Source organism: Brachyspira hampsonii (assembly GCF_002214805.1).
GTDB classification, from domain to species: domain Bacteria; phylum Spirochaetota; class Brachyspiria; order Brachyspirales; family Brachyspiraceae; genus Brachyspira; species Brachyspira hampsonii.
The window spans coordinates 2,926,402-2,953,131 of record NZ_CP019914.1 but is presented as its reverse complement, the minus strand read 5'-3'; the positions used below and the strand labels follow the sequence as shown (position 1 = coordinate 2,953,131).

Annotated in this window: 25 protein-coding genes and 1 pseudogene; 13 read left to right on the top strand and 13 right to left on the bottom strand. The window is 27.9% G+C overall.

The annotated features are described in order from the left end of the window. Positions 1-169 precede the first annotated feature (169 nt). Positions 170-1,450: an ankyrin repeat domain-containing protein gene (locus BHAMNSH16_RS13105; RefSeq protein WP_069731841.1), complete on the top strand. Its 1,281-nt coding sequence runs from the start codon at positions 170-172 to the stop codon at positions 1,448-1,450. 2 nt (positions 1,451-1,452) lie between these two features. On the opposite strand, the gene BHAMNSH16_RS13100 is transcribed toward BHAMNSH16_RS13105, so the two are convergent. The 13 genes and pseudogenes from BHAMNSH16_RS13100 to thrS form a co-directional block, all read right to left on the bottom strand. Next, positions 1,453-2,199, bottom strand: coding sequence for an ankyrin repeat domain-containing protein (locus BHAMNSH16_RS13100; protein ID WP_039954181.1), 747 nt, complete (start codon positions 2,197-2,199; stop codon positions 1,453-1,455). A 122-nt stretch (positions 2,200-2,321) separates the two neighbouring features. After that, positions 2,322-3,356, bottom strand: a complete 1,035-nt coding sequence (locus BHAMNSH16_RS13095; protein ID WP_008727952.1) for an NADH:flavin oxidoreductase/NADH oxidase — start codon at positions 3,354-3,356, stop codon at positions 2,322-2,324. Positions 3,357-3,590: 234 nt separating this feature from the next. Further along, the gene (locus BHAMNSH16_RS13090; RefSeq protein ID WP_008727954.1) at positions 3,591-3,905 is read right to left on the bottom strand and encodes a hypothetical protein; all 315 of its coding nucleotides are present in this window, start codon (positions 3,903-3,905) and stop codon (positions 3,591-3,593) included. Between the two features lie 123 nt (positions 3,906-4,028). Further along, a pseudogene (locus BHAMNSH16_RS13085) lies at positions 4,029-6,662 on the bottom strand (ankyrin repeat domain-containing protein). Positions 6,663-6,760: 98 nt separating this feature from the next. Next, positions 6,761-8,143, bottom strand: a complete 1,383-nt coding sequence (locus BHAMNSH16_RS13080; protein WP_008727956.1) for an ankyrin repeat domain-containing protein — start codon at positions 8,141-8,143, stop codon at positions 6,761-6,763. 20 nt (positions 8,144-8,163) lie between these two features. After that, positions 8,164-11,103 (bottom strand): LPS-assembly protein LptD, encoded by a 2,940-nt coding sequence (locus BHAMNSH16_RS13075; RefSeq protein ID WP_069731842.1) that lies wholly within the window; start codon positions 11,101-11,103, stop codon positions 8,164-8,166. A gap of 28 nt (positions 11,104-11,131) precedes the next feature. Further along, positions 11,132-12,328 (bottom strand): tyrosine--tRNA ligase, encoded by a 1,197-nt coding sequence (gene tyrS, locus BHAMNSH16_RS13070; RefSeq protein ID WP_008730429.1) that lies wholly within the window; start codon positions 12,326-12,328, stop codon positions 11,132-11,134. A gap of 168 nt (positions 12,329-12,496) precedes the next feature. Further along, entirely contained in the window at positions 12,497-13,573 is a 1,077-nt protein-coding gene (locus BHAMNSH16_RS13065; RefSeq protein ID WP_008730428.1) for a M24 family metallopeptidase, read from the bottom strand. A gap of 73 nt (positions 13,574-13,646) precedes the next feature. Continuing rightward, a complete protein-coding gene (locus BHAMNSH16_RS13060) occupies positions 13,647-14,537 on the bottom strand; it encodes a DMT family transporter (RefSeq protein ID WP_069731843.1) in 891 nt (296 codons plus the stop codon). Positions 14,538-15,001: 464 nt separating this feature from the next. Further along, positions 15,002-15,355, bottom strand: coding sequence for a 50S ribosomal protein L20 (rplT, locus tag BHAMNSH16_RS13055; protein WP_008725909.1), 354 nt, complete (start codon positions 15,353-15,355; stop codon positions 15,002-15,004). Between the two features lie 14 nt (positions 15,356-15,369). After that, a complete protein-coding gene (gene rpmI / locus BHAMNSH16_RS13050) occupies positions 15,370-15,573 on the bottom strand; it encodes a 50S ribosomal protein L35 (RefSeq protein ID WP_008725923.1) in 204 nt (67 codons plus the stop codon). A gap of 102 nt (positions 15,574-15,675) precedes the next feature. After that, positions 15,676-16,266 carry a translation initiation factor IF-3 gene (infC, locus tag BHAMNSH16_RS13045; RefSeq protein WP_008730421.1) on the bottom strand — a complete coding sequence of 197 codons (591 nt, stop codon included), beginning with the start codon at positions 16,264-16,266 and terminating at the stop codon, positions 15,676-15,678. A 12-nt stretch (positions 16,267-16,278) separates the two neighbouring features. After that, the gene (gene thrS, locus BHAMNSH16_RS13040; protein ID WP_008730413.1) at positions 16,279-18,210 is read right to left on the bottom strand and encodes a threonine--tRNA ligase; all 1,932 of its coding nucleotides are present in this window, start codon (positions 18,208-18,210) and stop codon (positions 16,279-16,281) included. 340 nt (positions 18,211-18,550) lie between these two features. Here thrS and BHAMNSH16_RS13035 point away from each other — a divergent pair, with 340 nt between their 5' ends. The 12 genes from BHAMNSH16_RS13035 to BHAMNSH16_RS12975 all read left to right on the top strand — a co-directional run bounded on the left by BHAMNSH16_RS13035 (position 18,551) and on the right by BHAMNSH16_RS12975 (position 26,720). After that, positions 18,551-19,513 (top strand): class II fructose-bisphosphate aldolase, encoded by a 963-nt coding sequence (locus tag BHAMNSH16_RS13035; protein WP_008730412.1) that lies wholly within the window; start codon positions 18,551-18,553, stop codon positions 19,511-19,513. 226 nt (positions 19,514-19,739) lie between these two features. Beyond that, positions 19,740-20,639, top strand: coding sequence for an SAM hydrolase/SAM-dependent halogenase family protein (locus tag BHAMNSH16_RS13030; protein WP_008730410.1), 900 nt, complete (start codon positions 19,740-19,742; stop codon positions 20,637-20,639). Positions 20,640-20,861: 222 nt separating this feature from the next. Then, positions 20,862-21,419, top strand: coding sequence for a GmrSD restriction endonuclease domain-containing protein (locus BHAMNSH16_RS13025; protein WP_008730409.1), 558 nt, complete (start codon positions 20,862-20,864; stop codon positions 21,417-21,419). Positions 21,420-21,950: 531 nt separating this feature from the next. Beyond that, positions 21,951-22,841 (top strand): hypothetical protein, encoded by an 891-nt coding sequence (locus tag BHAMNSH16_RS13015; RefSeq protein WP_008730407.1) that lies wholly within the window; start codon positions 21,951-21,953, stop codon positions 22,839-22,841. Continuing rightward, positions 22,807-23,658, top strand: coding sequence for an AAA family ATPase (locus tag BHAMNSH16_RS13010; protein WP_069731845.1), 852 nt, complete (start codon positions 22,807-22,809; stop codon positions 23,656-23,658). Before BHAMNSH16_RS13015 ends, BHAMNSH16_RS13010 begins: the two co-directional genes overlap by 35 nt. A gap of 59 nt (positions 23,659-23,717) precedes the next feature. Next, a complete protein-coding gene (locus BHAMNSH16_RS13005; protein ID WP_069731846.1) occupies positions 23,718-23,978 on the top strand; it encodes a hypothetical protein in 261 nt (86 codons plus the stop codon). Between the two features lie 11 nt (positions 23,979-23,989). Next, on the top strand, positions 23,990-24,268 hold the full coding sequence (locus BHAMNSH16_RS13000) for a hypothetical protein (protein ID WP_020003299.1): 279 nt from the start codon (positions 23,990-23,992) through the stop codon (positions 24,266-24,268). A 72-nt stretch (positions 24,269-24,340) separates the two neighbouring features. Then, positions 24,341-24,610, top strand: coding sequence for an HNH endonuclease signature motif containing protein (locus tag BHAMNSH16_RS12995; RefSeq protein ID WP_008729105.1), 270 nt, complete (start codon positions 24,341-24,343; stop codon positions 24,608-24,610). An 11-nt stretch (positions 24,611-24,621) separates the two neighbouring features. Beyond that, positions 24,622-24,843 (top strand): hypothetical protein, encoded by a 222-nt coding sequence (locus tag BHAMNSH16_RS12990; protein ID WP_008729104.1) that lies wholly within the window; start codon positions 24,622-24,624, stop codon positions 24,841-24,843. Positions 24,844-24,846: 3 nt separating this feature from the next. Next, the gene (locus BHAMNSH16_RS12985) at positions 24,847-25,764 is read left to right on the top strand and encodes a hypothetical protein (RefSeq protein WP_008729103.1); all 918 of its coding nucleotides are present in this window, start codon (positions 24,847-24,849) and stop codon (positions 25,762-25,764) included. 9 nt (positions 25,765-25,773) lie between these two features. Beyond that, on the top strand, positions 25,774-26,004 hold the full coding sequence (locus tag BHAMNSH16_RS12980) for a hypothetical protein (RefSeq protein ID WP_069731847.1): 231 nt from the start codon (positions 25,774-25,776) through the stop codon (positions 26,002-26,004). Next, the gene (locus BHAMNSH16_RS12975) at positions 26,001-26,720 is read left to right on the top strand and encodes an N-6 DNA methylase (RefSeq protein WP_069727600.1); all 720 of its coding nucleotides are present in this window, start codon (positions 26,001-26,003) and stop codon (positions 26,718-26,720) included. Before BHAMNSH16_RS12980 ends, BHAMNSH16_RS12975 begins: the two co-directional genes overlap by 4 nt. Positions 26,721-26,730: the final 10 nt, after the last annotated feature.

Sequence of the window (26,730 nt, the reverse complement as noted above, 5' to 3'; positions counted from 1 at the left end):
AGAAACCTCCAAATATTATCATAAGTATATATTATATTTGTCTATTTTTCAATATTTTATTCTATTTATATAATATTTTAATAATAAAAAAGTTATAATAAAAATAAATATAAAAACGATGATTATATTAGTATACATAATATTAACTTAATGATAAAATGGAAATAATATGAAAAAACTTATAACAATAACATTATTTATAAATATTATCACTCTATATGCATTAACAGAAAATGAAAATAAAATGATTAATGCGGTAAAAACAGGAGATATCAGAACTATACAAACTCTATTATCACAAAATGTCAATCCGAATATTAAAGATGAAAGAGGATACTCACTTATACATATAGCAGCAGAAAATAATCAGACATCTTCAATAAATATACTTAAAAACTCTCCGTATACAGATTTAAATATTCTTTTGGAAAGTAATACTAGAATAACAAATAATAATCAATATATAGACGGTTCATACTATTCAGCTATGGACATTGCTGCTGTAAATAAAAATTTTGAAAGCGTAAAATTATTAATAGATTCGGGAGCAAATATTAATTTTAAGATGAAAGAAAAACCTAGAAGTGAATTTCTAGCATCAGAATATGCTAACCCTCAAATATTAGAACTTTATCTCAATAAAAATATATACCTTCTTGTGAATAGCGAAGATGTTGTATCATTAATCAAATCAGCAAGCATAGGAAATAATGCAGAAAATATAAACTATTTAGTAAAAAACTTAGGAATAGATGTTGATACTAAAGATACAAATACTATGCTTCATTATGCGGTAGGAAATGGTTCTATAGAGGCTGCAAGCGAACTTATAAAATTGGGGGCTAATATTGATAATACAAATGCCAATTTCAAAACATCTCTGCATTATGTAATAGAAAACAATTCTAATAAACTTCTAGAAAGTGTTAATTTGCTTTTATCTAAAAATGCCAATCCTAATATAAAAGATAAAAATGGAAATACTGCTTTGCATTTAGCTGTAATGAATGCCAATAAATCAAAAAGTAAATATATAGAAGTTATAAATACTTTAATAAAATATAATGCCGACATAAATATATTAAATGATAAAAATCAATTAGCATTAAATATAGCAGTTATTAATAATGATACTGAAATATCTAATATTTTAATAAATGCCGAATCTGAATTAAACAATATCTATAATGGATATGCTCCTATACATATAGCGGTAAAAAATAATAATATATCTATAGTCGATAATTTATTATTAAACGGTGCTGATGCTGAGATAAAAGACAGCAGAGGATACACTCCATTAGCTACAGCAGTAGAAAATAATAATTTAGAAATGTGCAGAAAACTTATAAGAAATAATGCAGCTGCTGACAGTAAAGCGATAGATTTAGCAAAAAAAATGAATAATAAAGAAATAAAAAAATTATTAGGATTAGAAGAAGTAAATTAATATTATCTTACCGCACCGTATTTAATTAAAATTTCAGCCATTTTATAATTTTTATTTTCTTCTGACATAGTTAAAGCTGTTTTATTATAATTATTTCTTTTATTTACATCTGCCCCATTTTCTATTAATATTTCAACTAAATTTCTATAATCCAATATAGCAGCATACATTAAAGCAGTGTAGCCATGAATATCCTGAATATTTACATCAGCCCCTAAAGAAATAAAAGTTTTCACTATGTCAGAATCAGCCTTATTTAAAATATTATATATCAAAGCAGTCTTTCCGTCTAAGTTCTGGGCATTAATATCAGCACCCGAATCGGCAAGTAATTTTATTATATTTGCATCTCTGCTTGAAGCATACATCAAAGCTGTAGATTTATAATTATCTCTAAGATTAACATCCGCCTTATACCATATAAGCATCTGTATAATATCAAAATCACAACTGGTGCTTGCATATATTAAAGCAGTTTTACCGCTGTCATTTTGCATATTAGGATTGGCATTGTTCTTTAATAATAATTCTAATATATAAATATCTTTATTAAATACAGCATACATCAAAGGAGTAACACCGTATCTGTCTTGAACATTAATATTAACATCTTTTTTATTAAGTATATTTCTAATTGACATAATATCAGATTTTTCGGCAGCCATAATTAAATCATTTTCATTTTGAGTAAATGAATATATAATATTACAGCAAATGCTTATAAATATGATAATGGATACGGTTTTCATAATTTATAATTCTATTATTAAATAAAAATATATCAAGAACTAAATGAAAATAAAAAAGGCTTAAATTATGCATAATCAATATGCATAATCAAGCCTCAAAAAATATTTAATTATATATTATTTTATCTTTTAGCCATTTCATATTGTTTAGGGAATGGAACATCAATACCTAAAGTTCTAGCAGCCTGTAATGCCCAGTAAGGATTTCTTAAAATCTCTCTTCCAATATATACAGCATCAGCAGCACCGTTTCTTACTATCATATTAGCCATTTTAGGATCTGTTAAAAGTCCTCCGCCTATGCAAGGAACTTTCATATATTGTTTTAACTCTCTGCAGAAAGGTATTTGATAGCCTTCATAAGGTATGATTTTACCGTCAGCAGTAACAGCTCCTGTACTAACATTGATAGAATCAAATAATCCTTGTTCTTCTAATGGTTTTAACATATCAACAAAATCTTTTACTGTGTTTCCGCCTTCTTTCCAGTCATAAGAAGATATTCTTATTTGTATAGGATAATCTTTTCCTACAGCTTCTTTTCCTTTTCTTAAAATCTCTTCTAAAATTTTAGCTCTGTTTTTTCCGTATTCATCAGTTCTTTTATTTGATAATGGCGATAAGAAAGTAGAAACTAAATAACCATGAGCAGCATGAACTTCAACCATATCAAAACCAGCTTTTTTAGCTCTTACGAATGCTTTAACAAATGCATCAACAACTTCATTAATATCATCTTTAGTCATTTCAACAGGTGTTTTAAATTGATCGCTAAATGCTATAGCACTAGGAGCATATATTTTATCAACTTTCAAAGAATCACATTTTCTTCCAGCATGATTAATCTGTATTGCAGCAGTAGCTCCATTATCTTTAATAGCTTTAACAAGTTTGCTTAAACCGTCAATATATTTATCGTCCCAAATGCCTAAATCATTGTCAGTAATATAGCTCGCAGTGGAAAACACTCCTGTAGCTTCAACAATAATAAGTCCTGTTCCGCCTATAGCCCTTGTAGAATAATGCTGAATATGCCAATCGTTAACGTATCCGTCTTCTGCACTGTACATACACATCGGAGGCATTACTACACGGTTCTTTATTTCAAGATTACCTATTTTTAAAGGTGTAAAAAGATTACTTTTTTCTGGTTTCATAAAATAACTCCTTTATAAAAAATTAAATATTAAACATTCTTTATATAGTACTATATAGTATATAACAATTTTTTTAATATTTCAATTTCACAATATAATTAATTTAAATATACTTATAAAATAATTATATGTGAATATCAAAAAAATCAATATATATAATACAAATTATACGTTTATTTGTGAAAAAGATATAAGAATTATTGTTAAATTAACAAAAATATACTAATAAAAATACTATTCCTTTTTTTCAACCCACTTAATAGTATATCTATCAAAAGATTTACTTCTGTCAGCAAGCCATATAGTATCTTTCTTTACTTTAGCTGTTACAGTAATATTTTGTCCGACATACTTAGCATATTCATCAAAAAATTTTTTATCAAAATAATAATCTCGCTCTTCAGTGCTTATAACAATATCAGGAAACATAGAAGTTCCAACCATTCTAACAGTACCTGTAATATCTTCTTTTTTAGCAAAAATTAAAAAGAAAAAAATACACATACCAATATAAGAATATTTTATCATATTTTTATAAATTGTTTTCATTAGTTCCCCATTTTCATAAATTAATATTTTTTTATATTCCAGCATTTACAAAACAATTATGTATTTAAATATATAATAATCATATTTATCTTAAATCCGCCAATATAAAATAAATAAATTATTCTATCCAGCAATATCAGCAGGGGTTAATCCTTCATTATTTCTCATGTCAGTTTTTGCCCCTCTTTGAACAAGCAAGTTAATAGTAGAAGAGTATCCCTTTTCACAGGCACAATGCAAAGGAGTATTGCCCTCATTATCTTTGGCATTAATACTTAAAAATGTATTAGATAAATAATATGATATAGCTTCATCATTCCCATACAAAGCAGAAAAATGCATAACTGTTCTTCCGCTTAAAGATTTTTCTCTTGTAAGAGAAGGATCTTTTGTGAGTAAAAAGTGTATCATATTAGCATCAGAAAATGCCGAAGCATAAAATAAACTGCAGTATCCGTTATAATCTTTTTTCTTTGTGTCAGCCCCATTTTCTATAAGAAGATTTACAGCATTAGTATTGCCTTTATATACAGCATACTGTAAAGGAGTTGTGCCATTAAATAATACTTCTCCGCTGAAATTCTTTCATTTTACAGAATATATATTAGTATAATTATTAAGAGGCATTTCTATATCTATAATATTACTATAACTTAAAAGTGCCTTAATAGCTTCTAATTTATCATAATTAATGGCATAAAGTAAAGGAGTAAAACCTTCTTCATTTCTTGAATTTATATCTATGCCATTTGAAATAGCTTTAAGCATCTCCTCAATATTACCATTATATATAGCATCAAAAAGAGGCTTGCTTGCTTCATATATATGAGAATAATCATCATCTGCATCAGGCTCTACATAATCATCAGTAATTCCTTCATCGCTATATTCATATATTAAGTCATCAGCAAAAGTATTAGCATTAACTGCCATAACATTATTAAATGTGTTTTCATTATTAATGCTGTTAGTATACTCTATATCATCATAAGGTAAAGTTTCTGCATCATAATTACTGTTTGTGCCAATATTATTATTTTGATTATCATTATAATAATTAGTATTATTATAATCATTACTTGTATTAATTAAATTTGTATTGTTTGTACTATTAGTATTTATCTTATTCAATTTATCATTCGTATAGATATTAGTAAATGAATTAGCATCATTACTTATAATGCTTTCTATACTTTCAACACCATCACCATAAAGTAAATCAGAAGCAGTTTTTCCATCATAATTTTTTATAGTATAATCAGCACCTTTTAATAGTAAAAATCTGTATGTATTAGTATTATGATTTTTTACAGCCAAATGCAAAGGAGTATTACCATCAATATTTTGTACATTTATATTTATAGGAGTTCTATTCATAAGGGCCGTCAAAGTATTAGTATTTCCTAATAATGCTGCATTATGTAAAGGAGTATCACCATATATATCAACAACTCTGTAAGAATTGCTGCTGTAATTTAGAAGCGTATCAATAACTTCTGCACTTCCATAACTCGCTGCATACATTAAAGCATTATTTCCTAAACTGTCTTTTCTGTTTATATCGGCACCAAGCTTTAAAAGAGTGTTTATTATATTAGTATTACCTTTGAATATAGCATACTGTAAAGGGCTTGCATTATACAAATATACATAACCTGTAAACTCTGCCCTGCTTTCATTAAAATATAAATCATCTCTTGGTATAAAACTAGTTTCTATATTAATAATATTTGTATTATCAATTCTATATTTTAAAAGTTCATTAACCATATCATCTTTACCAAGATGTATAGCATAAGTAAGAGGAGTTTCATAAGCTATAATTACAGAGTTCATATTAAAATTAGAATACATCATTATATTTCTTAAAGCATTAGTATCTGATTCCTGAATAGTTCTAATAATAGACATATTTTCTTCATAAGTATTTGTAAATGAATTATTATTTTCTTCATTGTTATCAGTACCTAAATCAACAGCAGAGCTTCCTCCAGATAAAATATATTCAGGCTTTACTCCATAATTATCTCCTATATCTTTATTGGCACCAAGTTTAATAAGAAGATTATATGCCTCTTTTTTTCCATGGTAAGCAGCATAATACAAAGCAGTACATCCGTTTATATCTCTGTCATTAATATTCATATCAACATTTTTAATTAAAAAATTAATAGTCTCTAAATTATTGAGAGATGCAGCATAATGAAGTCCGTTAAGATTACTATTAAGAGTTTTATCGTTTACTAAAGTTCTGTCTTTTACAAGAAGCATTCTTATAATATTTCCGTCTCCAAAACCGCATGCATATAAAAATACAGAAGTTCCTTCATTATCTTTAGCCTTAACATTAGCATTTTTATCAATTAGCTGTTTAACTATTCTCGAATTTCCTTTAAATATAGCAAACATTAAAGGAGTAGCTCCTCCTATATTAAAGCTATCACCTTCATATCTATTTATGTACGGATAATCTGCAAAATCGTCTGGAAGTTTATACTCAATATTAACTTCGCTGTACTCAAGCAATACTCTTACAGCTCTTTCATTACCGCATTCTATAGCATACAAAAGCGGAGTTAATCCCATTTCATTTGTAGCATTTAAATCAATCTTATATCTTAAAAGATTTTTTAATTGAGATTCATATTTATTTTCTTTTATGGCATCAAAAAATTCCTGCTCTTTTGAAGTCAATGCAAATATATTAAAACTAATAATAAAAAGTAATATAATAGATAAAAATCCTTTTTTAATCATAAGTAAAAATTTCCTAATATATTTACTTTAATGAGTAAACATAATATTAAAAATTATATAATAATAATTAATTAATGCAATATAACAAAATTGATAATTTAGCGTAAAACATCAGCAGGCTTTAATCCCTCATTATTGGCTATATTTTTGTCAGCCCCCAATCTTAAAAGCAAGTCATAAGCTTCTTTTTTATTGTTCGCTGCTGCATAATATAAAGCAGTCCAGCCGTCATCATCTTGAGCATTAATATCCGCTTTCAAATTTCTAACCAAATATTTTATATTGTCTATATTATCATAAACAACAGCCATATGAAGAGGCGTAACATTATCTTTTGTTTTACTGTTAATAAGATTTCTATTTTTTGAAAGAATATTTCTAAGCATAGAACTATTTCCAAAAGCAGCTGCATATAAAAATGTAGACCAGCCTTCTTCATCTGAAGCATTTACATCAGCACCTTTTCTTATAAGGGCATTTACTATTCTGCTGTCTCCGCCGCTTTTAAATATAGCATAAATAAGAGGTGTAGCCTTTCCTATATAAACTGCATCTGAAGAGTTATCTCCTAAATGCGTAAAATAACCTTCAGGAAGTGTAGATTCCAAATTAATATTTCTATTCGCTAAAAGCACATCAACAGCCCTAAAACTATTATACTTTATAGCTAAATGCAAAACACTTAAGCCGTATCCGTCTTTAGCATTAATATTAGCACCTCTATTTATTAAAGTTCTTATCTTTCTATAATCATCTTTTTCCACAGCTTTAAATAATTCAATATCAATATCCCTTACTTCATTAAGTTCATCTTCAATTTTTCTAGTAAGTACAGTTTCAGGCGATACATTATGATTATCTGTGATATTAGTATCTGCTCCAAGCATTATTAGTAAATTATAAGCCTCAATACTTTTAGAATTTGCCGCATGATAAAGAGCAGTCCAGCCGTCTATATCCTGAGCATTAATATCTATATTAGAATTAGTACATAAATACATCAAAGCATCAAGATTATTATAATCACAAGCTATATGCAAAGGCGTTACATTAAATTCTGTTTTAGTGTCAAGCAATGTACTGTCTTTCTCTGCAAGTAATGATATAGTATCCAAGTCAGAAAAAGCTGCTGCATACATAATACTATTCCAAGTCTTAAAATCCCTTGCTCTTAAATTAGCCCCATTATCTATTAAAATTTTAGTTATTTCTCCTGCATTTTTATATATAGAATAAAGTAAGAGAGTAGCACCTCCTAAATTATTTGTATAATCATCTGTAAGTTTTAAGTCAATATTTATATTCCCATTGCTTATAGCTGTTCTTATATAATCTGTATCATAATTATCTATAGCTTCATATAAACTATCATAACTGATATTTAAATCATAATCAGGTATTTCATCAGTTACAATATCCGTAAAATCTTCAGCAAACAATAATACGCTGAAATAAAATATAATAATTACAATTTTTTTCATAAAAAACCCTATTATAATAATTATTGCGTAGTAGCTGCAGTATCTTGCAAATCAGTAATTGTACTGTTAAGGTCATATTCTTTTCTAGGAAGCCCAACACTAGGAAAGTCTGTAAGAGTAAATTCAATCCAAAACTCTTTATTCCAATAAATACCTTTTACAGAACCTGAAGTAATATCAGAAGGAAGTGTAGAAGGTCTTACAGCGAAAGTAGCCTGAATCTGCCATCCATCTAATTCATGCCAAATACTAGCCTCTATGGATTTTAATTTAAATAAACTATCCGTTCTTTTTTTAGAATCAGAAAAATTGAATGAATTTATAATATCCCAAAAAGGATTAACCCAAGTTTGATTTTCCTCTTCTGCATAAGATTTTATATATCTGTAGGTATTTTCATTTGCACTAGTAGTTGATATTCTGAATTTCCATTGCTCTAAAACCTGAAGTTCTATACCGAATGTGAAAGATGCTGTATTATATCTATAATTAATAAAATCATGAGTAAAGGCAAATCCAAAATATAAATTAAAATCATTAACTATACCGTCAAAAAAAGGCTTTCTATTATTTTTTATTAAAATCCAATCTGTAATTTTTCCTAAAGGTATAGGAAAGTGGAAATATGCATTTATTCTATTAGCTGTTAAATTAGTGCCTAATAAATTCCTTGTTACATCATAAGATATATAAGACTGATTATATAAAAGCCTTGCAGAAGCACCTACTTCAGTTGTAAGCATATTATTTGTGGAAAGTTCTACTTGATAAGTTTTAGTTTCTGCATTGTATGTAGGTATAAAATCATAACCTGTTGTTATGAAAGTTTCCATATTAAGATTTAAATCAGGTAAATAAAATAAACTGTATCCAGTTCCTCCCATTGAAAATCTAGTTGTAAAATTATGATTATTAAATTCCCCCAATTGTGAATTTCCATAATCATTATCAACATACTTTTCTTTAAATCTATATCCCAAAGTGTAAGTAGTATCCCATCTTATAGTAGGTTCAAAATATTTAGTAAAATTATAAGGCAGAATGCTGTAAGGTAAAAACATAGAAAAATTCATTCCTGTTCCTATACCAATGTAAGTATTATCTTTATCATAAATCAAATCTTCAGCTGAAGGAGATATACTATTTTGATATGAATATTCCATATTAACACTAGGCACAAACCTTAAAAAATCATTAGTAAAAGTCCTTGATACATCTCCGTATAAATTAAGATTATCCCTCTCAGAAAGTTTATCATTTAATTGTGAATCAAGCATAGGATTATTGTAAAAAGCAATACCTTCTGATGTTTTATAATTAATAGTATGATTATAATTAGCTCTTAAATTATAGTTAATATTAAGATTTGGGAAGTAATAAGATGTTTCATCTCCAAATACGGATCCATAACTAGCCTCTACAGAAGGAAGAATAAGTTTATATGGTTTAGGCATATAATAATCGAAATTAGTATTAACATCAACTGATATATTTCTAACAGCTTCTAAATCCCATTCTGCTCCAACTTTCAAATTTACTCCGTAAATATTATTATTAACATATACAGAATTTTCAATATAGCTTTCAGGATAAGAATCTCCAATATCCTGCAAATTACCTGTAATAGAGGTAAAGAATGTAAGTATATCAAACTGTCCTCTTTGATTGTAAAAGTCGGATCTAAAATATAAATCGCTATTTAAATTAAGTTTTCCTGTAATATAACTATTAATATTTTGACTGCTGTATAATTGAATTGTATGATCATATTGAAATTTGTATCTAGGTACGAACTTTCCTGACTCTCCTGATGCAAAATAGTTAACATACCTAGTACCATAACCTATACTTGAAGTAATATAAGAGTCAAATAAATAGTACTGTCTTCCTAAAGCAAACATGGCATCTAGAGCCAAATTCTGATACTGACTTGTATATCTTATCTCATCGCCAATCAAAAAACCTAATTTCTGATAAGCATCAAATCTTACTTTATGCTTAACTCCGTACAAATCAAATATTTTATAATTCTGTATATAAACACCTTCTCTTAAAGATTCCCCGAAAGAAGATATGATACCCGTACCAAAATTATTTTGAATAAATAGAGGAAAATAGAACACAGGCTGTCTTCCTACCCTATAAATACTATTAAATACCATCATTTTTTTACTGTCCCAAAGATAAACTCTGCTGGCTAAAAAATCATGGGCTACAGGCGTAAGACGGGAAAAACTTACACTGCTGTTCTCCGCAAAAAAATCCTGATCATTGAATTTTATGATACGGCCTTCAACAGTAAAACTCATAAATTTTGTACCGCCGCCGAATAGAATACCTTTTTTATTTTCTCTATTCAGCATAAACCATTCACCTTTAAGAGTAGTATCAGATGACTCTACAGTTATGTCTCCGGAAGCAAAAACCTCACCCGTTTTTAAACTATAAACAACTTTGTCTGCTATTAATGTATTATTATACATTTTCATAGTAACATTACCATATAATGATATAAGTTCCTCGCCTGCCTCTTCCACTGCATATCTTTCAGCAAAATCAGCTCCTACGAGTTCTACTTGTGAGCCGCCTTTGTTTATAGTAGTTCTTGCTATCTCTCTTACTTCTTCATTGCCTCTAATAACTTCTTGTTTTATATTTACTTGTCTTTCTATTATTCTAGCCCTTAAAGTAGCTTCCGTATCATAAGGGTAAATTTCTATATTATTAACTTTGGCATATTCCTGTAATACATAATACGGAGTAAAATTAACTAAATTAATGAATGATACAGGGTTTCTTCTGGCATCGAATCTATTTATCTGCATTATTGCACTTTCACCTCTATTGTTAGCAGAAATGGTATTATTATTTGTTGCAATAGTATTATCTGCATTAGTATCCTGAGCATAAAGACACACATTAAATATTAATGTAAATAATAACAAGACAAAGATTCGCATTCTATCCTCTAAAACTCAATTACTAACTTTAAGAGAATTTAATTTTAAAGAAATTGCGTTTGCCTACTTTTAAAATCCCCTCTTTAGAAATCAAAAAATTTATATCATTTATCTTTTCATTATCCAAAGCAACACTTCCCTGAGAAACAAGCCTTTTCAAATTAGATTTACTTTCTGATGACATGCAAATTGATAATACATTTAAAATATTATCATCTTTATTAATAACAACTTCTTCTATTTCATCAGGAAGTCCTTTAGAACTGAATATTCTTTTAAACTCTTCTTCAGCGTTCAATGCTTCTGACTCTCCATGATATATTTTTACTATCTCTTTTGCTAATATACCTTTTATATTTCTAGGATTTTCACCATTCTCCATAGCTTTAACATAATTCTTTATATCATCTATAGGTATATCTGTAAGAAGCTCCATATACTTAGATATTAAACTATCTGGTATGCTCATAGCTTTACCATACATATCTTTAGGACTGTCATATATTCCTATATAATTTCCTAATGATTTACTCATCTTTTCAACACCGTCTAAACCTTCTAATAAAGGAACAGTAATAACAGCCTGAGGAGATAATCCATACTCCTTCATTAAAGTTCTTCCTACAAGCAAATTAAATTTCTGATCATTTCCTCCAAGCTCAACATCGCATTCCAAAGCAACAGAATCATATCCTTGTGCTAATGGATATAAAAATTCCATAATACTAATAGGCTGTCCGTTTTTGTACCTTTTAGAAAAATCATCTCTTTCTATCATCTGAGCTACAGTATATCTTGAAGTAAGTCCAAGTACATCTGCAAAACTCATTTTCTCAAGCCATTTAGAATTAAATTCAACTATAGTTTTTTCAGGATCCAAAATTTTAAAAACCTGCTGCTTATAAGTTTCAGCATTCCTTAAAACATCTTCTAAAGTAAGTCTTGGTCTTGTTTTAGTTTTACCTGAAGGATCTCCTATTCTTCCAGTAAAATCGCCTATTAAGAATATAACTTTATGACCCAATAATTGAAAATGCCTCATTTTTCTCAAAAGTACAGTATGTCCTAAATGTATATCAGGTGCGGTAGGATCAAATCCGGCTTTTACTGTTAATTGCTTGCCGCTTTTTAATTTTTCTTTTATTTCTTCCAAACCTATAACTTCGCTGATTCCTCTTGTAATTAATTCTATAGATTCATCAATACTGTATTGTTTATCTCCCATTTTACTATCCCTTTAATAAAAATTATTATAACAAAAATATAATTATAGTAGAATATTAATAATAATGTAAATTTCAATTAAAGTCAAATAAAGAATTTTATTATGTTAATTATATAAAATAGAATAATTTTTTTACATTAACTAAATATTTTTTAATATATGATTCTATTATTTTATTATCATTTCTTTTGTGAAACTATTCAAGTTTTTATGTCCCTCTTTAGTTACAAGTATCAAATCCTCTATTCTTACACCAACTTTCTTATCATAGCAATAAATACCTGGTTCTATTGAGAATATCATACCCTCTTTTAATAATGAATGATGAACAGAACTAACATCTCCATATTCATGAACATCCATACCTATGCAATGCCCAGTTCTATGGGTAAAATATTCTCCATATCCATTTTCTGTTATATATGAACGCGCCTCATTATCTATATCTGAAAATTTTAATCCTTCTTTTACTTTATCAATAGCTCTTTCATTAGCAGTTTTTACTATATTATATATTTTTTTAGCCTCATCATCAGGCTCTCCAAAAAATATAGTTCTAGTCATATCCGAACAATACCCATCATGCATACAGCCCATATCTATAACTAAACATCCATTATCTCCTATCATAGTATTGCCTGTAGAATAATGAGGATTAGCAGCATTCTCTGCAAAAGCTATTATTGGTGTAAATGAAAAACCTCCGTCTACTCCATTTCTTTTATATATAAGTTTCAATTCCTCTAATACATCAATCTCTTTCATGCCGGCTTTTATAAAATTAATAATATCATTCATACTTTTATCATTAATCTCTGATGCCTTTATCATCTTTTTTATTTCTTCTTCATCCTTTTGCATTCTTACATAGTCTATACAGCTTGACGCATTTAAATAACTTTCTGCAATATTAAGATCCATCATCTCAAGAAGGAAATTTGATGTCATAGCTTTATCAATTCCGATATTTTTATCTTTATGTACAAACTTAGACAGTTTTTTAACAGCACTTTCTGTATCTGAATAGTATAAAATATCTATATCATTATTATTTAATGGAAAAAGCTGATTATTAATAAGATGAACTTCATTATCCTGATTAATATAAAGTCCTAAAAATCTTTCTCCCGAATGTATATTAATATTTGTAAGATAATATATTGACATTCTATCTGTTATAACAAATTGATAAATATCTTTTTCTTTCATAGAATCAATAACTCTGTTTAATCTATTAGCATTCATAAAAATAATTCCTTTAAAAACTCAAAAATTATTAAAATGCATTATATACTGTAATATATTATTTGTATATAAATTATTTATTTTTTTCAGGTAAACTAAGCAAAGTCAAAGCAGTCAATGTTAATAATACACCTATAACAGAAAGTACAGTAGGAATTTCATGATAAAAGAATATTCCAAAAAACATTGCCGCTATAGGCTCTCCTGATGCCAATATAGAAGCCTTTCCAGCATCCATATAACCTAAAGCTATAGTAAAAAATGCATAAGGAAATACTGATGTACAAAGAGAATGAAAAAGCATAAAAATCAACATTCCTGAACCATTTTCTATTACAACATTTGAAAGAGCTTTCCAATCAGTAAAAGGAAGTGATATTACTGCTATGCTTATCAAGGCATACAATGTAACTGTCAATGTATTATAATTTTTTATTATAGCAAGTTTAGAGAATATGCTGTAAAGTCCGTAGAAAAAAGCTCCTAAAAAACCTATAAATATACCAAAATATGTCCAATGCATAGTTTCATTAGTTTCAAGTATTCCGCTTGCAAAGAAACAGCCTAATAATGCTAGTATCATACAAATAATTTTTTTTGCTGTGATTTTCTCTTTAAAAAATATATTGGCAAATATTAAAACAAATATAGGAGATAAACTTAAAAGAATAGCGGACAAAGATAATGATAATTGCTTTACTGCCTCATTATAGCAAATATTAAGACCTAATATTCCAAGTATTCCGGCTGAAATAAATATCCATAAATCTTTTAATTTTATTTTTACCAAAGATCTGTCATATAAAAATACGCTTATAAAAAATATTATGCTTGCTAAAATAACTCTTGAAGAAACTACAGTAAAACTATTTATATTTAATTCCATAAGTCTTCTGATAAATATTCCGCCGCCGCCCCAAAATATACCGGATAATATAGGAAGAATTGGTATAAACTTTTTCATAATGAAGCAAGACTCCATAAAATAATAATTAAAATTTTGAATAAGTATTATATATTAAAAATAATTTTTTTTAATAGAGAATTTTTAAATATTTTTCATATTGAACTGATTTTTTATTAATTCTTGATGTTCTAAAGATGTATAACCTAAAAGCTCAAAAAATAATTTGCTTGGGAAACTTGAATACTTAACATATCTATGGAAAAGGTTAACTAATATATAATATTTTTAATATTAAAGCTTTATTATAAAAAATAGTTAAAAAAATAAACCGCTTTTGTGGGATGAACAAAGCGGCTTATTACAAATATAGTTATTGGGGGGTAGTCCAATCAACTAAATATATTATCGGACGCTTGGAAATTAACTTTAATATTTTTATAAAAAAATAAAAAAACCGTCGGAATTCTTAAGAATACCAACGGTGATTTTATACATAAGTAAATATTTTTTAAGTCTAATTTTTAAGCAAGTGCTTTTTTAGCTACCTCAACTACAGCTTCGAATGCTTTATAATCATCAATAGCCAAATTAGATAAAGCTTTTCTGTCAATTATAACATTAGCTTTTTTAAGTCCGTTAATGAACTTACTGTAAGATATCCCTAAAGGTCTGCAAGCTGCATTGATTCTTAAAGTCCATAAGCGTCTCATCATTCTTTTTTTCTGTCTTCTATCACGATAAGCGTATTTTAAGCCTCTTATTACAGCTTCTTTAGCTTGTTTCATTTGCTTACTATGAGAACCATAGTAACCTTTAGCCATCTTTAATATTTTTTTAACTTTTTTCTTTCTTACTACACCGCTAACTGCTCTCATTTTAGTCTCCTTTATTATCTGCCGTAAGGCATTAATCTTGGCATTTCTAACATATTAGTATCATCAGCTATTCTAGCTTTACGATATTTTCTTTTAGTGTCAGGTCTTTTGCTTAAGAATTTGTGGCTACCAAATGCATGAGCAAATTTAACTTTACCTGTTTTAGAAAATCTAAAACGTTTTTTTGCACCGCTTTTTGTTTTTAATTTTTGTTTCATAAACTAATATCCTTTTAATTATATTTACTGTATGCTCAATCTATATGTATGATAAGTACATATAGCTAGTGGGCTATTATAATATTTTGAAAAATATATTTATTATTCTTCAGTATTTCCAGAAGATTCTTTTTTGGCAGAAGAACCTTCAGAATCAGAAGCAGTTTTTTTTGCTTTTACCGGATTAAGCACTGCTGATAGATTCTTACCTTCTAATTTAGCAGGTTTTTCCGTAGAAGCTTCATTTTCTAAATCCTGTATAATTTTATTGATAAGTTCATAGCCGAATTCAGTATGAGCCATTTCCCTACCCCTAAACATTATAGTAATTTTTACCTTATTACCTTCATCTAAGAATTCACGAATATGCTTCATTTTAAAGTTGTAATCATGTATGCTTATCTGAGGACGCATCTTAATTTCTTTAAGCTGAACTAATTTCTGCTTTTTCTTAGCTTCTTTACTCTTTTTCTGAATATCAAATTTATACTTACCATAATTGATAATCTTACAAACAGGAGGTTCTGCTGTAGGAGCTATCTCCACCAAATCTGAACCTTCGCTTTTTGCTAATGCAAGAGCATCTTTAATACTCATTACACCAAGACTTCCCCTCTCATCATGCACAACTCTAACTTCTGGTGCAGTAATAAATTGATTAATTCTCTCTCCTTCTTTTTTTACTGTTGCCATTATTTATCTACCTCATTTAGTAGTAAATATAGAATCATTCATTCTCTCCTTAGATTCTTTTTTGAGTTTCTCTATAAACTCATTTAAATCCATATCTTTAATTTCTTGCGAAGAACGAGTTCTGATAGATAACTTTCCATTAGAAACTTCTTCTGCTCCTATTATAACTGTATACGGAGTTCTTTGCAAGCGGTATTTTTTAATCTTAGTACCTAAATTTTCATTTCCTTCATCTGTTTCTACTCTAAATCCTGCATCTTTTAATGCTTTAGCCACTTCATTAACTCTGTCAATCTGAGATTTTTCATCAAGTACATTAACAACAGCTACTTGTAAAGGTGAAAGCCACAATGGGAATTTACCATTATAATGCTCAACTAATATACCTATAAAACGCTCCATTGATCCAAGTATAGCTCTGTGAAGCATTACAGGAGTATGTTTTCTGCCGTCTTTACCTTCATAGCTTATTTCAAATCTCATAGGAAGTGAGAAGTCAACCTGTAAAGTACCGCATTGCCAGTTTCTGTCAAGAACATCTTTAATATTAAAATCTATCTTAGGACCATAGAAAGCCCCATCTCCTTCATTAATTTTATAGCTTATTTTTAATTTATCTAAAGCATTAATCAATGACTTAGTAGCAAGCTCCCAAATCTCATCGCTTCCGATTGATTTGGTTGGTCTAGTAGAAACAAATATTTCAAAGTTCTCGAAACCAAAGTCTTTATATACAGATAAATAATATTCAATAGTATTAATAATCTCATCGCCTAGCTGATCTTCAGTACAGAATATATGGGCATCATCTTGAGTAAATGCTCTAACTCTAAAAAGTCCATGCAAAGCTCCTGAAAGCTCATGTCTATGAACAAAACCTAATTCAGCAACTCTTAAAGGCAAATCTCTATAGCTATGTATATTAGAATTATAAACAATCAAACCGCCCGGACAGTTCATAGGTTTTACAGCGTATTTAGTTTCATCAATCTCTGTAAAATACATATTTTCTTTATAATTATCCCAGTGTCCGCTTCTATGCCATAATTCTTCATTAAGTATAGCAGGAGTTTTTATCTCAACATATCCGCGTTTATCATTTTCATTTCTTATATATGATTCTACTGCTTTATAAATGATCATTCCTCTAGGATGCCAGAAAGGAAAACCGGGACCTTCCTCATGAAAACTAAATAAATTAAGTTCTTTACCTAATTTTCTATGATCTCTTTCTTTAGCTTCTTTGAGTTTTTTGAGATATTTATCTAAAGCTTCTTTACTTTCAAATGCAGTTCCGTATATACGAGAAAGCATTTTATTATTAGAATCCCCTCTCCAATAACTTCCGGCTACAGACATAAGTTTATATGATTTTATATATCCTGTAGAAGGAACATGAGGACCGCGGCAAAGATCTATAAAATCTCCCTGTTCATAAAAAGATACTGTATCAGCATCTATACCTTCTATAATTTCAACTTTATAAGGCTCATTTGCTTTTTTGAAATACTCTATAGCCTCATTTTTATTCATAACTTTTCTTACTACAGGTATATTTTCTTTGATGATTTTTTTCATTTCATCTTCTATTTTCGGAAGGTCTTCTTCTGTAAAAGGTTTTTCTGCATCAAAGTCATAGTAAAATCCATCTTTAATAGCAGGACCTATAGTAACCTGAGTATTAGGATAAAGTCTTCTAACAGCCTGAGCCATTAAGTGGCTTGTAGAGTGTCTTAAAACTTCAAGACCTTCATCGGTGGTTGTAAGTATCAATTCTAAATCGCCGTCTATTTCAGGCGTATATGTAAGGTCAACTTCTGTTCCATTAAATTTAGCAGCTACTGCATCTTTGGAATCTTTTTTAGCATTTTTTTTAAGGAAGTCTAGTAAAGACTCTCCATTGGACAAATCATAAGACTGTCCCAAATAATTAATTTTTGACATTATAACACCTCTTGAATTGATACTTGTATTTGCTAAAAACTTATGCAAATATTTTGAAACATTATAACATATATAAAAACAATAGTCAATAAATCATATAAAGCAATTAATAAAAAAATAATTCAAATTAATAATAATATATTTACAGGCTCTTATTTTATTTTTAAATTCTGAATATTTAATTTGATTTTTAAATAATATTTTTTAAATTCTAATCATATAAAAAATAAGTATTTTTATTGAAAAAATATTATTTTTACTATATTATTAATAAAGTATTTTTGATATCTTTTAATTAAGAATTAAGAATTAAGAATTAAAAAAGAATAAGGAGAAAAATATGGTTAAATTCTCAGATTTAGGACTTGTTAATAGCAGAGAACTTTTTAAAAAAGCTATAAGTGGGGGTTATGCAATACCAGCTTTTAACTTTAATAATATGGAACAACTTCAAGCTATAGTACAAGCTTGTGTAGAAACTAAAAGTCCTGTTATAATTCAAGTATCTTCTGGTGCAAGAAAATATGCTAATCAAACTCTTTTAAGATATATGGCTCAAGGAGCTGTTGAGTATGCTAAAGAATTAGGCGTTAATGTACCTATAGTTTTGCACCTAGACCATGGCGACAGCTTAGAACTTTGTAAAAGCTGTATAGAATATGGTTTCTCTTCTGTTATGATAGACGGAAGCCATTATGATTACAATAAAAATGTTGAACTTACTAGAAGTGTTGTTGAATATGCTCATAAATATGATGTTACTGTAGAAGGTGAATTAGGAGTTCTTGCTGGTGTTGAAGATGATGTTTCTGCTGAACATCATACTTATACTCAGCCTGAAGAAGTAGAAGATTTCGTTAAAAAAACAGGAGTTGATTCTCTTGCTATTTCTATAGGTACTAGTCATGGTGCTTATAAGTTCAAACCTGGTCAAAATCCTGAAATAAGATTAGATATACTTAAAGAAATTGAGAAAAAAATTCCTGGTTTCCCTATAGTTTTACATGGTTCTTCAAGCGTGCCTCAGGAATATGTAAAAATGATTAATGAATACGGCGGTAAATTAGATGATGCTATAGGTATTCCAGAAGAGCAATTAAGAGAAGCTTCAAAAAGTGCTGTTTGTAAAATAAATATAGACAGCGACTCAAGACTTGCTATGACTGCTGCTATTAGAAAAGTATTTCATGATAATCCTAAAGAATTCGATCCTAGAAAATATTTAGGACCTGCACGTGATGAAATGAAAAAACTCTATATGCATAAAATCAATAATGTATTAGGATCTAATGGAAAAATATAATAAATAAAAAATAATATTATTAAAGGAGATAATGTGGGTAAACAGCATAGAAAAGTAGTTAAACGCAAAAGAGCTTTAAGAAGAATAAGAAGACAAAAAGATGCTCTAAATGCTAAAACTAAATAATTAAAAAATAAATATTTTTAAGGGCATGAGTTTATTCTTATGCCCTTAATTTTTTAACAAAATAAAAAACATATATATTTAAATTAAAAGAGGAAATAAAATGAAAAAATATATATTAATAATATCATTATTTGTCATGCTTATGTCATGCGAAAGACAAATTGGTAAATCTCCGCTTGCACTTCAAACAGATTTCGGAAGAAAGGACAATGCTGTTGCAAGTATGTATGGAGTAGCTTTAACTGTAGATAAAGATTTAAAAGTTTATGATCTTACACATGAAATACCCGCATTTAATATATGGGAAGCCGCTTTGAGATTAGATCAAACTGCTAGATATTGGCCCGAAGGTACAGTATTTGTTAATGTTGTAGACCCCGGAGTTGGTACAGAAAGAAAATCAGTTGTTATGAAAACTACTAATAACTATTATTTTGTAACACCTGATAACGGCTCTTTAACTTTTGTTGCTGAAAGTTTAGGAATAGAAGAAGTAAGAGAAATTGATGAGGCAGTAAACAGACTTACTAACTCTCAGGAATCATACACTTTTCATGGCAGAGATGTTTATGTATATACAGGAGCAAGATTAGCCTCAAAACAAATAACTTTTGAACAAGTTGGAAAGTCATTAGGAACTAATATAACAAAAATAGATTATCAAAAACCAAGATTTGAAAATGGTAAATTCTTTGCTAATATACCTATACTAGATATTCAGTATGGAAATGTATGGTCTTCACTTCCTCGTCAATTAATGCTTGACAATGGAGTACAGGTTGGAGATATTTTAAATGTTTCTATATACAATGAAGGAAATTTAATATGGAATGGTGATGTTAAGCTTGTTAATACTTTTGGAGATGCAGCTGAAGGTGATAATATGGCATATTTTAATTCAGAACTTAATTTCTCTGTTGCTGTTAATATGGGAAATTTCTCTGATAAGTACAAAGTTTACAGCGGACCTAATTGGAGTATGGAAATAATAAAAAAATAATAATTATAAAAAAGCTAAATATAAAATTGTTAGTATCGCTAAGTTTATCATATAATAATACAAAGCTAGCTAACAATTTTTATTAGCAGAAATAAAAATAATAGATTACAAATATGATAAAGCTAAAAATTATGAGCATATAGCAAATTCGCCAAAGGCGGACGGCGTCATTTACTATATATTTTCAGCGAACAATTTTTATTAGCAATAATAGGAGCAACTATGGCAAGAAGAAAAAAGAAAAAATCATCTCCTTTATTTATATTATTTATTTTATTAATAGCAGCAGGATACTATTATTATAATAATATATACAATAAAAAAGAAATATCAAAAACAGAAAAGTCAGAAAAAGAAACAGTTACAAGATACAACAGAGATGATTGGGGAGATTGGGCTGATGAGGATAATGACGGACTTAATACAAGGCATGAAGTATTAGCCAGAGAATCATTAATAAAACCTGTAATATCAAATAATAGAGTAATATCAGGAAAATGGTATGACAAGTTCACAGGAAAATATTTTACTAATGCTAGAGATTTAGATATAGATCATTTAGTGCCTTTAAAAAATGCTCATATAAGCGGTGCTAGTAATTGGAGCAAAGAAAAGAAAAATGAATATTATAATTATATGAAAAATGAAAATCACTTGATTGCTGTATCAAAAGGTGCAAATCGTTCAAAAGGCGATAAATCTCCTGTAGAATGGCTTCCTCCTAATGAAGAATATCAATGCGAATATGTAAGAGAATGGTATAAAATCAAAACAGATTGAGGGCTTACAATAGAAGAAGGTTTTGATGAAGTGTCAAACCGAGTATGCAAAGGAAAATAATTTTTATTAATATAATTTCTTTAGCTTTATTATACTATAAAATAGTTTGAAGTGTTTATACTAAAAATTTTTAATTTTAACGAATTTTCTAAGACTATGGAAAGCGGTACGAGTTTTACAATCTTCTCTCAAAATACAAATCGATAAATTAAAAAATCTAGTATGCTTAAAAAACATACTAGATTTAAAACAACAACAATCCTTAAAAATCTCGATAATAATTGCAACTAAAAAGTTATGCTTGACTTTTTTAGATAAAGAACAGAGTTTATTTCATCAATTAGCATTCCTGCTAAAAAATATCAAAAACAAATGCAGCATAAATTTATTTAAATCATTCGGGCAGTTCTTTGCATTAATAATTTTTATCACTGCAGAAGGAGGAATATTTTTAAAAAAATACAATCACGGAGGCAGTTTAATGTTAGTACGAAAATTGACTTATAAAAATATATTAGGCGGTATAGAATAATGGCAGAGTTAGAAAAGTTTTCGGCACTTTACGGAAAAATAGATTATCCTGCAGATTTGTTAACAACACCTTTTGAAGTGCTTGAATATAGAACTAGACTAGGATTAACAACAAGCGAGTTTGAGTTTATATGCTGGATATTTCATTTAGTAAATAAAGATTTTAATGAAATTAGAGATAAAGATATCAGCAGAAGATGCACAAGACAAAGAAAAAGCCTGCAGGCAAAAGGCTATTTGAAAATAAAAATAGCAAGAACATATAAAGACAAACGATGTATAAAAGTAGGATTAGTATATGACTTTACTAATTTGAAAAATAAAATTGAAGAGCTTAAAGAAGAAGATAAAAAACTTCAGAATCTCGAAGCTCCTGTTACTGTGATATATGATGAGCCTAGTTTGTTTAATGAAGATGTGGACGAAAATCCAATATATCCTGCAAAACTTTTAACAGATGATAAAGAGATAAAAGAGCTTCAGCTTCAAAATGAGTTTTTAGAAAAGTTTAAAAAATTGTATGAAGAATTATTGCTTGAAAAATTAGACTACTCGGCAAGAGCTCCTTATAAAATGCATTTAATAAAAATCTTTAAAAACAGAGTAAATAACAATATTGATGATGTTTTAGAAATTACAAAAAATGCATTTTATAAATTACCAGTAGAAAAAAGATATGCTATGAAACTGCAGGATTTATTGAAAATGGCTTTATGCCAAAAAAATGAAAGTACAAAAAATAATGATAACAAAGAAAATAAAACTCAAAGCGAAGAAACAAAAAAATACACAATACCAAGCGGAATTGATAAACTGAATTATTTATTAAAAATTATAGAAGAAGGAGGAAACCTAGATGATGCGTATTCACAAATTGCAAATTGCGGATAACGGATATTGTCTGCAAAGCTATAAAAAATATTTGGAAGAATTAAAAAAAATAGCAAGGGACGGAAAAGACCCAAAATGTACTAAATGCGATGAGTATGGATTTCTAAAAGTTCCAGATGATTTAAGTTTTTCAGGAAGACGATACAGTCTGCCTACTATGTGCGACTGTGTAAGCGATGAAAAAACTAAAATATCAGAAAAGATAGAAAGAATTGATAATCTTATAAAAACATATAATTTAGTATTCGGCACATTAGATAATGAAATGACTTTATATATTTTTGCAAAAAGATTTAATCAAACTGATCTGATTAATTCTATAAAAAAATATTTGAATGTAGGAAGTACAATGTCATTATATTTCAGAGGGAAGAGCGGAACAGGTAAAACTACAATGCTAAAAATGTTATGGCAGATATATGTTATTAATAACATCAAAGTAATGTATATGAAGGCTAGCCATTTTGAAGATTTGCATAAAAACTTATTTAATCAAAATGCTAAAGATAAAGATATGAAAGCCACTATTGATAAAAAAATAGATAATGCCAAAAATGCAGATATTATTATGATAGATGATATTGACAGCGTAGGCTTTCATTATGCCATAGATGGATACTATAAAATATTTGATAATATAAGAAGCGGAGAAAAAACTGTAATACTGACATCAAATAAAAGCTATGATGATTTATTAAAGAGTTTGAATAAAAAAACTGATTCTGAATATATGAAAGGCAGACTTACAAGCAGACTATTAAACTTAAAAATTATAGAAATAGAAATGCAGAAGTATAAAGAATTAATAACTGCTTAAATAGTCAAAATATTATTTTGACTATTTTTATAAGATTTTATTAAAAGAGGAAAATATGTATGCTAACTATAATAACTGATAATAGTTTATTTTTTATTGAAAAACCTATGCACATATATAAAGCTGATATTAATGCATCATTAATAAACAAATATAATTTAATTATTGAAGATGATAAAAAATACAAATTCTTTATTTTATCTTCAGATTGCTTAGATACTATTGATAGAGCATATACCGAACTTCGTGATAAAATCATAGATAAAAATAATAATAATATAAAAACAGATTTAGTTATTGATTTTACAAATTATAAATAAGGAGATAAAAAATGATATTTTTAGAAAAATTGCGTGAACATTATGTTTGTACAAAAATAGCTATTTTAGAAGCTGCATCAAATAAAATAGCTGAACAATATCCTATATTAAAAGATGATATGGAGATTAAAAGAAACAGATTAGAAATTAATAATGATTTATGTAACTGCTATATAGATTTAGAAGATGGAGCATTTAAAATATGTGTAGATGGAAAGACTCCGTACTGCTATGAAGATTTTGAATCAGTGCTAACTGATATAGAAGATGAGATAGCTAATAATGAATAATTCTATGTTTATAAGTTGTCAACAATGTTGATAACTTGTAAATAAGATGTTCAAAAGTAAAGAGTGTTTATAATGAGAAGTGATGAAAAAGCATATAAAAGATATCAAAGCAAAAAATGGCGTGCTTTTAGAGAAAGTTTTTTGAAAGAAAATCCGCTTTGCAAAAACTTTGAGGAATGCCATAACTTTGCTGAACATGTGGACCATATAAAAAGAATAGAAAGCGAAGATGATCCTCTGTTCTATGATAAAAGCAACCTGCAGGCTTTATGCAAAAGGTGTCATAGCAGAAAGACAGCAAAAGAAGATGGAGCTTTTGGAAATAAAAAGAAAGATTATTAACGGATATGATCATGAAAATAGATAGTCAAAAACAATATATACATATAGAACGAGATAATAAAGAAGAACGTATTATTATTGATGCTAAAAATATTAGCAGCGAAGATATTATTTATTTGTTGACTGAGTTTATATACTTTGTAACCAATAAAGAAAATGTACCTGCTGATGGTTTTGTGGATATTATAAAAGATGCGGTAAGATTAAAAACAGAATTAGAAAAAAAGGAATGAATAATGAGAGAAGTAAACTTTATAGAAAATAACGGGGTTTTTGGTATAACTTTTACATCTGATGATAAAGCAGAAGCTAACACTATTATGAATGCTATACAGAGATTTATATTAAAAAATAGCAGCAATGGTAAAAAAGAAAATATTGATAATATTTGTTGCTCTGCTTATAAAAAAGATTATTCAAGATATCCTATAGATGGTCCTAGTAAAGATGTATATTTAAATTTATTTAGTGATGACAAATTAATTGAGTTGTATAATAGTGAGGAGTTAGAGCAAGGGTATAAAGATTATATAAAAAACGAATTAAATAAAAGAGGTGTTTTTGATTTAAGTATGACTAAATCAAAAAATAAAATTGCCAAAAATAACAATACTAAAAAAGAAAAAAAATCAAACACTATAATAGAAAATATCAAAGAGCATGAACTTAATAATAAAATAGAAAATATAAAAAATGGAAGAGATATGATGCAGCTTTCTAATGAGGAATTAGAAGAAATAGCTTTATTGGAAAGTGAATTAGCTTCTATATGTGGATATTCAGAAACTGCAAAACATATTTTACAAGGCAGAAAGTTTAATCATAGCCGTGAACTTGAAAATAAAATAACACAGGGCAGAAGACTATCAGAACTTACTCTTGAAGAATTGGAAAAATTAAAAGAAATAACAATGATAGAGAGTTATAAGGAAGATATACAAAAAGAAATTGATAAAAGAGAAAATAAATCTTTTGAAGAAACATTAAAAGAAAACAATGAGATAATGTCTTTCTCAGAAGATGAAGAACAGTCTAATTATAAAATAGATGAAGATCCATTAAGTGTAGATACTGATAATATAAATAATTGGGATTTTGATGCAGACGGTGATAAAGTAGATGCGGATGGCAATAAAATGCTTTTTGATTATTGAGGTTTATAAATGAAAGACACTATTATAATATTTGATAATACAAAAGAAAATCAAACCCTGATAAAAACCAAAGGCAGCTATGAAGATATTTTAATAGGATATGCAACACTTATATATCAAACTGCTATAAACACTAAGAAAAAACCTGAAGATGTTGTTTTGGATGTATTATATAAAGTAAAAGATAATAAAGAAACTTTGTATAAATATATAAAAAAGAATAAGGGAAATAAAAAATGAATAAATTAAAATCATCTAAATATAAAAATCTGTATAACATATTAAAGAATGTTTCTTATAAACATACAATAGCTAAAGTATTTTATGATTTTATAGCTATGACAGCATTAAATATTGCAATAGGAATAAGTCTTAATATGGAAGATAAGGAAAAAAGAATAGAACAATTTAAAAAAATTGCTGTTACTTATGATGAAAATGAAATGGAGTTTTTTAACGCATTTAAATTAGGATTAGTAAATGAATACCAGAGTAACAGATATCAGGATGTATTAGGAGTTTTATTTCAAGAACTTGAATTAAAAAATGATTTCAAAGGTCAATTTTTCACACCTTATGAATTATCATACTGTATGAATAAAATTAATTTTGATAAATCATTATTGGAAAGTAAATCTTTTATTTACTGCAATGAACCAGCAGCAGGAAGCGGAGGAATTGTTATAGCTTCATGTCAGATAGTAGAAGAATTAGGCTATAATTATGCAGAAAAATTAATATGGAATATTAATGATTTAGATTTGATGTGCGTATATATGTCATTTATACAATTAAACCTAATAGGAGCTTCTGCTTTAATACAGCATTGCAATACATTAAGTATGGAAGTTTTTGATAGGTTTTATACACTCGGATATATTTTAAATAGATGCGGTGAAAGACTTCGGATAGAAAAAAAGTGCAATAAAATGTTGGAATTAATAAAAGATATATAAACCTTAAATA